The sequence below is a fragment of the Yoonia sp. JB2-21 genome (assembly GCF_055693545.1).
In genome coordinates this window covers 2002142-2014675 of the sequence record NZ_JBVFUC010000001.1, presented here as the reverse complement: position 1 = coordinate 2014675, position 12534 = coordinate 2002142, and the positions used below count along the sequence as shown (strand labels likewise).

14 protein-coding genes are annotated in these 12534 nt (G+C 55.1%); 9 read left to right on the top strand and 5 right to left on the bottom strand.

Going from position 1 to position 12534, the window contains the following annotated elements; all coding sequences use genetic code 11:
• Nucleotides 1–75 precede the first annotated feature (75 nt).
• The 4 genes from truB (at nucleotide 76) to rpsO (ending at nucleotide 2840) form a co-directional block, all read left to right on the top strand.
• On the top strand, nucleotides 76–981 hold the full coding sequence (truB, locus tag ACZ1G5_RS10030; protein WP_472732700.1) for a tRNA pseudouridine(55) synthase TruB: 906 nt from the start codon (nucleotides 76–78) through the stop codon (nucleotides 979–981).
• Nucleotides 982–1494 carry a DUF1643 domain-containing protein gene (locus tag ACZ1G5_RS10025; RefSeq protein ID WP_472732699.1) on the top strand — a complete coding sequence of 171 codons (513 nt, stop codon included), beginning with the start codon at nucleotides 982–984 and terminating at the stop codon, nucleotides 1492–1494.
• 102 nt (nucleotides 1495–1596) lie between these two features.
• On the top strand, nucleotides 1597–2433 hold the full coding sequence (locus tag ACZ1G5_RS10020) for a calcium-binding protein (RefSeq protein ID WP_472732698.1): 837 nt from the start codon (nucleotides 1597–1599) through the stop codon (nucleotides 2431–2433).
• A gap of 137 nt (nucleotides 2434–2570) precedes the next feature.
• Complete coding sequence (gene rpsO, locus ACZ1G5_RS10015) at nucleotides 2571–2840, top strand: 30S ribosomal protein S15 (protein WP_019955803.1); 270 nt, start codon at nucleotides 2571–2573, stop codon at nucleotides 2838–2840.
• A gap of 68 nt (nucleotides 2841–2908) precedes the next feature.
• On the opposite strand, the gene ACZ1G5_RS10010 is transcribed toward rpsO, so the two are convergent.
• Together ACZ1G5_RS10010 and ACZ1G5_RS10005 are read right to left on the bottom strand one after the other, a co-directional pair.
• Nucleotides 2909–3280, bottom strand: coding sequence for a prolyl hydroxylase family protein (locus ACZ1G5_RS10010; protein ID WP_472732697.1), 372 nt, complete (start codon nucleotides 3278–3280; stop codon nucleotides 2909–2911).
• 33 nt (nucleotides 3281–3313) lie between these two features.
• Complete coding sequence (locus tag ACZ1G5_RS10005; protein WP_472732696.1) at nucleotides 3314–3568, bottom strand: hypothetical protein; 255 nt, start codon at nucleotides 3566–3568, stop codon at nucleotides 3314–3316.
• Nucleotides 3569–3851: 283 nt separating this feature from the next.
• Between ACZ1G5_RS10005 and pnp the strand changes: the two genes are divergently transcribed.
• Both pnp and ACZ1G5_RS09995 read left to right on the top strand, forming a co-directional pair.
• A complete protein-coding gene (gene pnp / locus ACZ1G5_RS10000) occupies nucleotides 3852–5984 on the top strand; it encodes a polyribonucleotide nucleotidyltransferase (RefSeq protein WP_472732695.1) in 2133 nt (710 codons plus the stop codon).
• 203 nt (nucleotides 5985–6187) lie between these two features.
• Nucleotides 6188–6802: a hypothetical protein gene (locus ACZ1G5_RS09995; RefSeq protein ID WP_472732694.1), complete on the top strand. Its 615-nt coding sequence runs from the start codon at nucleotides 6188–6190 to the stop codon at nucleotides 6800–6802.
• 56 nt (nucleotides 6803–6858) lie between these two features.
• Here the strand turns inward: ACZ1G5_RS09995 and ACZ1G5_RS09990 are convergent, their stop codons facing one another.
• Nucleotides 6859–7512, bottom strand: coding sequence for a peroxiredoxin (locus ACZ1G5_RS09990; protein WP_472732693.1), 654 nt, complete (start codon nucleotides 7510–7512; stop codon nucleotides 6859–6861).
• Between the two features lie 123 nt (nucleotides 7513–7635).
• Here ACZ1G5_RS09990 and ACZ1G5_RS09985 point away from each other — a divergent pair, with 123 nt between their 5' ends.
• Nucleotides 7636–9075, top strand: a complete 1440-nt coding sequence (locus tag ACZ1G5_RS09985) for an aldehyde dehydrogenase family protein (protein ID WP_472732692.1) — start codon at nucleotides 7636–7638, stop codon at nucleotides 9073–9075.
• Nucleotides 9076–9081: 6 nt separating this feature from the next.
• Here ACZ1G5_RS09985 and ACZ1G5_RS09980 read toward each other — a convergent pair whose 3' ends face one another.
• Nucleotides 9082–9729 (bottom strand): RluA family pseudouridine synthase, encoded by a 648-nt coding sequence (locus tag ACZ1G5_RS09980; protein ID WP_472732691.1) that lies wholly within the window; start codon nucleotides 9727–9729, stop codon nucleotides 9082–9084.
• Complete coding sequence (locus tag ACZ1G5_RS09975; RefSeq protein WP_472732690.1) at nucleotides 9726–10379, bottom strand: YggS family pyridoxal phosphate-dependent enzyme; 654 nt, start codon at nucleotides 10377–10379, stop codon at nucleotides 9726–9728. Before ACZ1G5_RS09975 ends, ACZ1G5_RS09980 begins: the two co-directional genes overlap by 4 nt.
• A 226-nt stretch (nucleotides 10380–10605) precedes the next feature.
• Between ACZ1G5_RS09975 and ACZ1G5_RS09970 the strand changes: the two genes are divergently transcribed.
• A complete protein-coding gene (locus tag ACZ1G5_RS09970) occupies nucleotides 10606–11901 on the top strand; it encodes a porin (RefSeq protein ID WP_472732689.1) in 1296 nt (431 codons plus the stop codon).
• A 210-nt stretch (nucleotides 11902–12111) separates the two neighbouring features.
• Entirely contained in the window at nucleotides 12112–12456 is a 345-nt protein-coding gene (locus ACZ1G5_RS09965; protein WP_472734315.1) for a DUF3576 domain-containing protein, read from the top strand.
• Nucleotides 12457–12534: the final 78 nt, after the last annotated feature.

The window sequence follows — 12534 nt, the reverse complement described above, 5'->3', positions numbered from 1 at the left end:
GTTCCCCGCGTTGTCCATATTGACCCCCGCCATAGGACCCACTAGCAAGCGCCCATTCTGACAAAGGGCAATGGCATGGGACGCAGACGCAAGGGCCGCGATATTTCGGGCTGGTTGGTGGTGGATAAACCTGCTGGCATCACCTCGACCGCTGTTGTGAACAAAGTGCGCTGGGCGATGGATGCCAAGAAAGCCGGCCATGCAGGCACGCTTGATCCCGAGGCGACGGGTGTGCTGGCTGTGGCCTTGGGCGAGGCGACGAAGACTGTGCCCTATATCACCGACGCGCTGAAGGCCTATACTTTCACCGTGCGTCTGGGGCAGGCCACCAACACCGATGACGCCGAGGGCGAGGTGATTGCCACCTCTGATTTGCGCCCGGATGATGGTGCGATCAAAGCCGCCTTGGAGGTCTTTATTGGCGACATCATGCAAGTGCCGCCGCAGTTTTCTGCCGTGAAGGTGGATGGTGAGCGTGCCTATAAAAAGGCCCGCGATGGTGAGGAAATGGCGCTTGCCGCCCGGCCGTTGTGGGTGGAAGAGCTGTTGCTGATCGACCGCCCCGATGTGGACCATGTTGTGCTGGAAATGACCTGCGGTAAGGGCGGCTATGTCCGGTCCATCGCGCGCGATCTGGGCGATGCGCTGGGCTGCAAGGCCCATGTCAAATCGCTGCGCCGCATCTGGTCGGGGCCGTTTCAGGCGACAGATGGCGTAACGCTGGAACAGGTTGACGCGATGGCAAAGACCCCCGATCTGGATGCCTATTTGCAACCGCTGGAGGTGGGTTTGAATGATCTGCCAGAGGTGCGCTGTCTGGCTGAAAGCGTGGCCAAGCTGCGCAATGGCAATCCGGCGTCTGTCATCGCATCGGATGTGGAATACGGTGAAGAAGTCTGGGCCTCTTATGATGGCAAGGCCATTGCCGTTGGGACCTATCGCGGTGGTGAAATCCAGCCGTCCCGCGTTTTCGTCGCCTAGGTGATCACGCGGACGCATATCAAGGATGATGCGCCTTCAACGGCTGTCTATTCGGATTGCGAGCGATATCGTTACGCTCTGACCCGGACGTGGGACGACGCTGGAAAACGCGTGCTTTTTGTCATGCTGAACCCATCCAAGGCGACCGAAGTGCAAAACGACCCAACAGTAGAACGCTGCGAGCGGCGTGCGCGGGCGCTGGGCTTTGGTGCGTTTCAGGTCACCAATATCTTTGCCTGGCGCGATACCGATCCGTTTCAGATGCGCAAAGCGGCTGATCCGGTGGGGCCTGCCAACGATACGGTTCTGACGGAAGGAGCGGCATGGGCTGATCAGATTATCGCCGCCTGGGGAACACATGGTGCGCATCTGGATCGTGGTCCGCAAGTAGAGGTGTTGCTACGGCAAACGGGCAAGCCATTGTACTCTCTTGGCCTCAGCAAGCATGGGCATCCCAAACACCCTCTGTACATCAGCTATACGCAGTCGCCAGTGCTGTGGGATGCAGCCTAGGCGTTAACCATTCATTCAGTTTTTGCGCCGTTTTGGCTGCCTCGCATGCTATTCAATCTGTCACGGGGTCGGGGGCGACTCGGATAGTGACAGGTTAGTGAAATGCTCGCTCTTTTTGGATTGATGGGGGTCGCGGTGGCGGCTGTCATGATGTCGGACACGGATGAAGAAGACGCGCCCGCAAATGATGTGCGTGAAGATGATGATCCCAGTGTTGATATCAAACCTGTCGACGATCTGATTGATCCCAGTGATGAGGATACGGTGATCTTTTCCGGTGATCTGGATGATATCGTGCTGACAGGCGCGGGGGATGATTATCTGGATGGTGAAGATGGCGACGATCATCTGGCCAGCGGTGCGGGCGATGACATACTGCACGGCGGGCGCGGCGATGATGTGCTGGATGCCGGGGATGGTGACGATCAGCTGTTTGGGCATATCGGGGATGACGTGCTGGCCAGTGGCGATGGTGACGATCAGCTGAACGGTGGCGGCGGGAATGATGTGTTGATGGGTGGCGCGGGTGATGATGCGCTGCTGGGATCATTGGGTGATGATGCACTGGTTGGCGGCAGCGGGGCCGATACGATGCATGGCGGATCTGGAAATGATGTGCTGTACGACCGTGGCGACGCAGATATCGACTATCTTAACGGTGGCGCAGATGACGATGTGCTGATGGGCGGTGCAGGTGACAATCTGCACGGTGGCACGGGCGCAGATACTTTTGCGCTGCTGGCTGACAACGATCTGATTGTCGAGGACTTCGACGCGGCCGAAGATGTGATCGAACTGACCTATGAGGGCGACGTGCCAGAACTGCACACGATTGAGACGGACGAGGGTCTTGTCTTGATGGCGGATGATACGGTGGTTGCAACCTTCCTTGATCTGTCTGATTTGGACGTTGATGAGATCACCCTGATTGCGGCCTAACAAAACCCTTTTCTTTTACGCAGAATCCCCCTATTGCGGCGCATCTGCGCAGGGTTTTCCCTGCACGGACCCTCCACGGGCCTTTCTGGACGACATCCCGGATCGCGCCATTAACCCTTGATATGAAGGAGACCCCGATGTCGATTACTGCTGAAGAAAAAACACGGATCATGAAGGAATTTGCAACCAAAGAGGGCGACACTGGTTCCCCCGAGGTGCAAGTCGCAATCTTGTCCAGCCGCATCGCGACGCTGACAGAGCACTTCAAGACCCACAAAAAAGACAACCACGGTCGCCGTGGGCTTCTTAAGATGGTTGCGCTGCGCCGTAAGCTTTTGGACTACACCAAAAGCAAAGACGAAGCACGCTATCAGAGCCTGATTGAGCGTCTGGGCCTGCGCCGCTAACGCGACGCCGCAGTCACTTAGTCTTGAAACGCCCGCTTTTTGGTAGGCGTTTTCGTTTCCAATACAGCCTAGTGAATAGTTCTGACGTCGCCGACTTCAGAAGGAAATTCACGCTGGACATGATAGGCGAGCTCTCTCCACCAAACAGAAAGAACCAGCTTTTCACCAGCATTCACAGGACATCCCCCATGAAGCGAATGCGGATGGATATCGGCAGTCCCCAATTTGGTGTTCCCGAATATCAGGACACGACCAAGCTTTGGCGCAACCCGCAACTTTAATTCTGGAAACTCGGTCTCTCCGCCGGACTCTACGTCGTTGAGATAGCAAATCGTGGTGAAGAGGCGTTGCCCGCCTTGGGCCAGACACTGAAGCCCCCCGACCGTTTTATCGAACCCATCAAAATGCGGATCAAACTTTTGCTGCCCGCGGTACCGCAAAAGCTGTGTCGTTTCAGAGTTTTCCGGGGGAAGTCACACCAGACTGGCAATTCTCGTGACCAAGCTGGTCATTTCAGGGTCAGCCCATTGATTGACCACACCAGAGTCATTTGAGCGCGAGTCTTCTGTCTTTTCTCCGCCTTGGTCTGGATCAACAACATTGGCGCGTTGCAATGTCGCCTCTCCGGCCGCCGCAATCCTTTGTGCGATACCTTGATCAAAAAAATCGTCTACCACCATGACAAGCGGGTTGATGCATAAAATCTTTCGCGTACCAGAAGTTTCCAAGAAATTGATCCTTAAGTCATTTGATGCCTCTCGATTCTAGCAATTTCAGATACCTAGGGCAAAACATGAATTCGTGGCTGATCCATTTTTTCAGTGGTGCAGGAACCAAGTCACCTTGCTTGGCACCGCGGCCCTACCCCCTTCCCAAACAGCAAAAAACCCGCTATGGCCCGCAAATCTGAGAGCCGGCGCCCGCATTCCAGCGCCTGACAAAGAAGATACCGGGATGAGGGGGAATACGCCCCCTACGCAAAAGGCCAAACAGGCCAAACAGGAAAACATCATGTTTAATGAAGTGAAGAAATCAATTCAGTGGGGCGAAGAAACGCTGACACTGGAAACGGGCAAGGTTGCCCGCCAAGCAGACGGTTCTGTCATTGCAACTCTGGGTGAAACCAGCGTCATGGCCAACGTCACTTTTGCACGCAAGCAAAAGCCCGGTCAGGACTTTTTCCCGCTGACCGTCCACTACCAAGAAAAATACTATGCCGCCGGTAAAGTACCGGGTGGCTTCTTTAAGCGCGAAGCGCGTCCTACTGAAAAAGAGACGCTGACATCCCGCCTGATCGACCGTCCCATCCGCCCATTGTTCGTCCCCGGCTTCAAGAACGAAGTTCTGGTGATGTGTACTGTGCTGTCGCATGACATGGTCAACGACCCAGACATGGTTGCGATGATCGCAGCCTCTGCCGCGCTGACTATTTCTGGCGCGCCGTTCCGTGGCCCAATCGCTGCATGCCGTGTTGGTTTTGAAGATGGCGAATATATCCTGAACCCTGAAATCGACGACATGCACAACCTGCGCATGAACCCAGAGCAGCGTCTGGACCTTGTTGTTGCCGGCACCAAAGACGCCGTGATGATGGTTGAGTCAGAAGCGTATGAGTTGACCGAAGATGAGATGTTGGGTGCGGTGACATTTGCACACGAGAGCATCCAGCCGGTCATCGACCTGATCATTGATCTGGCCGAAGACACTGCGAAAGAGCCATTTGACTTCCAGCCAGAGGATTACTCTGACCTGTCAGCCGCTGTGAAAGCCGCCGGTGAAGACAAAATGCGTGCCGCCTACGCGATCACTGATAAGCAGGAACGCACTGCTGCCGTGACCGCCGCCAAAGCCGAGATTGTTGAGGCTCTGACCGAAGAGCAGCAGGAAGACGGCAACCTTGGTGCCGCCCTCAAGAAGCTGGAAAGCCAGGTTCTGCGCGGTGATGTCGTCAAGAACGGCAAGCGTATCGATGGCCGTGCGCTTGATACGATCCGTCCGATTGTGTCCGAGACTGGTATCCTGCCACGTACACACGGGTCTGCCCTGTTCACACGTGGTGAAACGCAAGGTCTGGTTGTGACCACATTGGGTACTGGCGACGACGAGCAGATGATCGACGCGCTGACCGGCATGTATAAATCCAACTTCATGCTGCACTATAACTTCCCACCCTATTCGGTTGGTGAAGTTGGTCGTGTGGGTGGCCCGGGCCGTCGTGAGATTGGTCACGGTAAGCTGGCATGGCGTGCGTTGCAGGCGGTTCTGCCTGCAGCAACCGATTTCCCATACACCATCCGTCTGGTGTCAGAGATCACTGAATCAAACGGTTCGTCTTCGATGGCGTCTGTTTGCGGTGGGTCCTTGTCCATGATGGATGCTGGTGTGCCATTGAAAGCACCGGTTGCCGGTGTGGCCATGGGCCTGGTCATGGAAGATGACGGCGAATACGCCATTCTGTCTGACATCCTTGGTGACGAAGACCACCTTGGCGACATGGACTTTAAGGTTGCGGGTACCGAAAACGGCATCACATCCTTGCAGATGGACATCAAGATCGCAGGCATCACGCCTGAGATCATGAAGAAAGCGCTGGAACAGGCCAAAGCAGGCCGTCTGCACATTCTTGGCGAGATGGGCAAAGCCCTGACAGGTGCCAATGAATTCAGCGTTCACGCACCAAAGATCGAAACGATGCAGATCCCAACCGACAAGATCCGTGAAGTCATCGGATCCGGCGGTAAGGTTATCCGTGAGATCGTGGAAACGTCTGGTGCCAAGGTTGATATCAACGACGAAGGTATCATCAAGCTGGCGTCCAACGATGCCGAGGCCATCAAAAAGGCCTACGACATGATCCACTCTATCGTGGCCGAGCCTGAAGAGGGTGTGATCTACAAAGGCAAAGTTGTGAAGCTTGTCGATTTCGGCGCCTTCGTGAATTTCTTTGGCAAGCGCGATGGTCTGGTGCACGTATCCCAGATCGAAAACAAACGCCTGAACCACCCTTCCGATGTTCTGAAAGAAGGTCAGGAAGTTTGGGTCAAGCTGCTTGGCTTTGATGATCGCGGTAAGGTCCGTTTGGCCATGAAAATGGTTGATCAGGCAACTGGCGAAGAGATCACAAAAGAAGAAGCGGCAGAATAATCTGCCGGCATATGCCCAATATTTGAACTGCTATCTGATAACACCCGGTCAACCGACCGGGTGTTATTGTTTAACAACCTGAAATTGCTACAAGCTTGCCTTACTCTGGTGCAGTTGCATCAGGCAATTTCCCACGAATTGGCAATCCGTTTTTTCGAACAATCACATTGCCAAAACCACGATAATTTTATGAGAGAAGAAACATGATCCCTAAAAGACTTTTGGCAGCCACCGCTTTGACAACAATCGGCGCACTGGCAAATGCACAAGAAGCTGGCGACGTGACCGTCGGTGGTGGACTGTCAAACTTTGGCCTCAACCTGGAAGGCGCTTACCAAATTGATCCGCAGTGGCGTGCACGTGGCGTCTTGATGGGTGGTCTTGGCCTGGACTTTGAAGACACCGACGATGGCGATACTGTTGAGGGTGACTTTAGCTTGGGTGGGTTGGCTGCTTTGGCGGACTACTACCCTATGCAAAACGGCTGGCGCATTTCTGGTGGGTTATTCCTGTCGAACACCAAGCTTGATGCATCCGGTCAGGTTGACGGTGACAACGCGGACGTCACTGCAGAATTCTCAAACACGGTGGCACCAATGATCACCACGGGCTACGACTTGGGTCTTGGCAATGGTTGGGCCTTCACCTCTGAGGTCGGAGTGATCTTCACCGGCGGTATCGATGTTGAATACACAGCCGAAAACCCGGCGGATCAGGCCAGCATCGATGCTGACCCAGATGTTCAGGATGCCATCAGCGATGCAGAAGATGTGAACGCACTGCCATATCTGGCACTTGGTGTCTCTTACACATTCTAAGGCAGCAGGAGACAGAAATCAGACGGCCGCCTGCAATCACAGGCGGCCTTTTGTTTTTAATCTTTCAACTTAGTCGTCCGCAGATACGGCAGCACCTTGGTGAAATCACCAAATTTGGCCTTTGCATCTTCATCACTCACCGTCGCAGGAATGATCACATCATCCCCCACGTTCCAGTTCGCAGGTGTCGCAACACCACGACCCATTGATGTCTGTAAGCCGTCCAACGCGCGCAGCACTTCTGCAAAGTTGCGACCCACGGTCATCGGATATGTCATCGACAGCTTAAGCTGCTTGTCTGGTCCGATGATGAACACGGACCGGACGGTCGCGCTGTCGGCTGGTGTACGGCCGTCGGGCAAATATGCCTCGGCTGGCAGCATGTCGAACGCTTTCGAAACCTCCAACCCGGTGTCAGCGATAATCGGGAACCCGGCAGGCGCACCGCCCACTGTCTCAATATCGCCCTTCCACTTTTTGTGGTCCTCTACACCGTCAACACTGACGCCAATCACCTTTGTACCGCGCTTGGCCCATTCATCGGCAAGCTGCGCGACGGCCCCGAATTCGGTCGTACAAACCGGCGTGAAGTCCTTTGGATGCGAAAACAGGATCGCCCAGCTGTCGCCGATCCAGTCATGTAGCGAAAAACTGCCCTGATCGGTTTCAACCGTCAAATCAGGGATCGTATCGTTGATGCGCAGGCTCATTTTGGTGCTCCTTAACTTGCGTACTCGTCCGTCAATATAGAGATCATGACAACGTAACGCCACATGCGCTTGCGGAAGATCAATTGCGATGCCACAAAACTGCGAACGCAAAGGAGATACGCCATGATCGAAAAGCGCAATTTCTATATCAATGGTGCGTGGGTGCCGCCTGTCATGGCGCGTGATTGCAACGTCATTGACCCCTCAACCGAAGATGTTGGCGCGGTTATCTCGCTGGGTGATCAGGCGGATACTGACGCCGCCGTTGCTGCCGCGAAGGTTGCCTTTCCGGCGTGGGCCACAACTGACCCAGAGGTAAGGGCCGGTTATGTCAAAGGGATCCTTGCCCAATATGAAGCGCGTGTTGAAGAGATGGCCGAAGCGATCAGCCTTGAAATGGGTGCGCCCATCGATATGGCGCGCAGTAGCCAAGCCCCCTGTCTGCCCCGGCATCTGAAAAGTGCGTTGAAAGCATTCGAGGAAGTAGAGTGGATCCGCCCCCTTGGCCCACATGCCCCCAACGACCGTATCGCGATGGAACCGATTGGTGTGGTTGGGCTGATCACACCGTGGAACTGGCCAATGAACCAGGTCACGCTGAAGGTGATCCCCGCGCTGTTGGCAGGATGCACAATGGTCTTGAAACCCTCTGAGGAGGCCCCGCTTTCTTCGCTACTCTTTGCTGAGTTTGTCCATGACGCTGGTGTTCCCGCCGGTGTCTTCAACCTAGTGAACGGTGATGGTGCCGGCGTCGGCAGCCAGCTGTCGCGCCATGAAGATGTGGCCATGATCAGCTTTACGGGGTCCACCCGCGCCGGCAAAGCGATCTCTGCCGCTGCGGCAGAAACGCTGAAACGGGTCACACTGGAACTGGGCGGCAAAGGCGCCAATGTCATCTTTGCCGATGCTGATGAAAAGGCGGTTAAGCGCGGTGTAATCCATTGCATGAACAACTCTGGCCAGTCCTGCAACGCGCCGACCCGTATGCTGGTGGAACGGTCCATCTATGACCAAACAGTCGAAGCTGCGGCCGAGATTGCCGGCAGCATTGCCGTTGGCCCCGCATCTGAACCCGGTCGCCATATAGGCCCGGTTGTAAACAAAACCCAATGGACCAAAATTCAGGACATGATTGAAGTTGGCATGAATGAAGGTGCCCGTCTTATTGCCGGTGGTCCCGGCCTGCCGGAAGGGGTGAACAAGGGCTACTATGTCCGCCCGACTGTTTTCGCCGATGTGTCCAACGACATGCGGATCGCCCAAGAAGAGATCTTTGGCCCGGTCCTGTCGATCATTCCGTTTGAGGATGAAGCGGACGCTGTCACCATTGCGAATGACACGCCCTACGGTTTGACCAACTATGTCCAGACCCAAGACGGTGCCAAGCGTAACCGCATGGCCCGCGCCCTGCGCTCTGGCATGGTGGAAATGAACGGCCAAGGACGCGGTGCGGGGTCACCCTTTGGTGGTGTCAAAATGTCAGGACGCGCCCGCGAAGGTGGTGTTTGGGGCATTGAAGAATTTCTGGAAGTCAAAGCCATCTCTGGCTGGGCCGCCGAATAGGTCCGACTAAAAAGGGCACTTTGCGGTGATCCGCATGCCCTGCCCACCATCAGGATGGCGGAACTGTAAGGTTTCGGAGTGCAGCATCAGGCGCGGGTGATCCCGTGCCGGCCCCTTTGCGTAAAACGGGTCACCAAGGATCGGGTGACCCAATGCCAGCATATGCACCCGCAACTGATGCGACCGTCCCGTGCGCGGCATCAGGCGTACCCGGCTTTCGCCATCCTTGGCCCGGATGACGCGCCAGTCAGTCACAGCCTGCTTGCCGTTTTCATGATCCACCATCTGAAGCGGACGATTGGGCCAATCGACGATCAGGGGCAGATCGACGGTCCCTGTCTTCTCGGCCATCTTGCCCCAGACACGGGCGACGTAGGTTTTCTTGGTCTGGCGCTTCTCGAACTGCAAACCGAGGTGGCGCTGGGCATGCGGCGTGAGCGCAAAGATCATCACGCCCGATGTGTCCCGGTCCAACCTGTGTACAAGCAACGCCATCGGAAAGGCAGCCTGCACGCGCGCCATCAAGCAGTCAGCCAAATGCGGGCCTTTGCCGGGGACCGACAACAGACCGGACGGCTTGTCGACAAGCAAAACCTGATGATCATCATGGAGGATCTTCAATGGGGCCTTGGGCGGATCGTAGGTGTCAGTCACCCGTAAACGCGCTCACCAAATATCGCGGAACCAACACGAACATGTGTGGCCCCCAATGCAATCGCACTTTCAAAGTCGCTGCTCATCCCCATCGACAGACCAGACAGCCCGTTGCGGGCCGCGATTTTGCCGAGCAATGCAAAGTGTAGTGATGGTTCTTCGTCGACAGGCGGGATGCACATCAAACCCTTGAGAGGTAGATCAAGGGCGCGGACTTCAGCCACGAAAGCATCAGCTTCCGCAGGCAAGATGCCCGACTTCTGCGCCTCTTCACCGGTATTCACCTGTATATAGAGATCAGGACATATCCCTAAATCTTGTGCATGGCGTGCGATTGTATTGGCAAGTTTAGATCGGTCGAGTGTGTGGATCGCCTGCGCAAGCTGCATCGCCTGCTTGACCTTATTGGACTGCAAAGGTCCGATCAGGTGCAGCTCAACCCCATCATAGCGTTTGCGAAAATCAGGCCATTTGCCTACAGCCTCTTGCACCTTGTTTTCGCCAAAGATGCGATGGCCCTCTTCCAGCACCGCATCAACGCGTGCGTTCGGCTGCACTTTGGAAACCGCAATCAGTTTGACATCATCGGGATTTCGGCCTGCGGCGTCGCATGCGCTCGCAACGCGGGCCTGAATTTCGGCAAGAGGCATAGGAGGCTCCGATAAATAAGGATCACGGGACGTTTCGGCCTGAAATAGTGCGAATTTCAACCGGTGTCATTGTCGAAAAATTTGTGTGTCATTGATGCATCATTTTAACCAAAGACAAGTTTCAAACCCCTATTTCACTTGAGTGTTCGCATGGAAGGGAGCAGGTAAACGCCAATGCTAGGACAACTGGCATTCTTGGGAATGCATAACACGAGGGAAAATATCCATGAAAAGCATCCTTCTTACAACAACAGCTATCGTCGCTTTTGCTGGCGCCGCTGTTGCTGACGGACACTCAGGTATCAGCTTTGCTGGTAACGCAAACCTTGGCTTCAACGATGACGACGTCAACGGTGAAGACGGTTTCTTCTGGGACGCTGACATTGACGTGACAATGACAGCTGGCCTGGACAACGGCGTAACAGCGACTGCTGCTTTCGAACTCGACATCGTTGATGATGAGAACTCCGAAACAATTTCAAGCGACGAATTTGTTCTGACACTGGCAACAGAAAGCGCAAGCTTGAACTTCGGCGACACAGAGTTCGCTGCTGAAACACGCTGGGTCGGCGCTGGCGATATGGAATTCGACGGCTTCTCCGAAGCTGACGGCGAAAACGTCATCCGCGGTGATTTCTCCGTAGGTGGTTTTGACGCTTCTGTATCTTACAACGTGACACACGCTCTTGGCACCGACGCCAACGACGGCGGCGCTGTAAACGCAAACTTCGACGAAGATGCACTTGAAAGTGGTCTTGTTGCCCTTGCAGACGTTGAGCCTTTTGCTAACAACGACGAAGTTGTTGACCAACTGTCGATCGGTGTTGCTGGTGATTTCGGCATGTTCTCCATGTCTGTTGCTTACCAGGAAGAGTCAGTATCTGCTGGTCTCGGCGCAGCAGCTGGTACACTTCTGGAAGGTCTGGCTGACGACGACGAGCGCACAACAGCGACAAACGAGCTGGTTGCAGCTGGTCTGTATGCTCCTGCCGTTGCAAATGGTGACTTCACAGAAAACGAAGTCTTCGGTATCTCCGGTAGCGTAAACTTCGGTGGTGCAGACATCACACTGGCGTATGCTCAGCTTTCCGAAATCGACGACGAAGGCGACCAGTCTTCTGTTGGTATCCAGGTTGCATATCCTTTCGGTCCAGTCACAGCGACAGCTTACTACGTTGCTGAAGACGACAACGACAGCGACGAAGACAACATGGGTCTGCAAATTGCTTACGCAGACGGCCCAATCTCTGTCACAGCTGACTACGACTTCGACCAGGGTACAGACAAGTTCAACCTGGACGGTTCTTACGACCTGGGTAACGGCCTGACAATTCTTGCTGGTGCACAGAACGAGAACGAAGGCGACGACACAGACTTCTACGTTGCTGGTGAGTATGATCTCGGCGGTGGCGCAGAGTTCCTCGTATCCTACGCAATCGACGAAGACGAAGACCAAGAAGACGAAATCGGCGCACCTGAGTACCTGCCAGGTACAACGGTTGAGGTTTCCTTCTCCTTCTAATCGAAGCAGAACGACCTAAAATAGCGAGAGCGGCCCCTTGGGGTCGCTCTTTCTTTTTGTGGAATATCCTTCAAACGCTTAAACGCTTGTGGCCCTGCCCCCCTTCGCTACATATTTTGCAGGCGTGATTGACCCGACCAAAGGGGAAGTGGTTTGACTTTGATTTTGAGCATTTGGCGCAAAGCGCTGTTGATCATCACACTTGGCGCGCTGGTCGCATGCGGCAGCGGTCCGGCCCCAACGCCCCGCGGCGCGGAAAATGTTGCAGTAAACCGCTATCTTTGGGCCGCATCGCTTGATGTGCTCAGCTTTCTGCCGGTTCAGTCTGCGGATCCGTTCACGGGCGTGATCACAACTGGCTTTGGCACCCCACCCGGCAGTGGCCGCGCGTATCGCGCAACTGTGCAGGTCAGTGACCCAGCTATGGATGCACGTTCGCTGAACCTCAGCCTACTCACCCGCAATGGCCCTGTTGCGCTTGAAACCCAGCGCGCGGTCGAGGACGCAATCCTTGCACGTGCCCGCCAACTGCGGATTGCTGACGCAGCGCTATAGCCATCGGCCTCAAGCCCGATTATGACTACCGCCGGGCCCCAGCGTCCGGCGTTTTGCTTTTTGGCGTTTTGCTTTTTG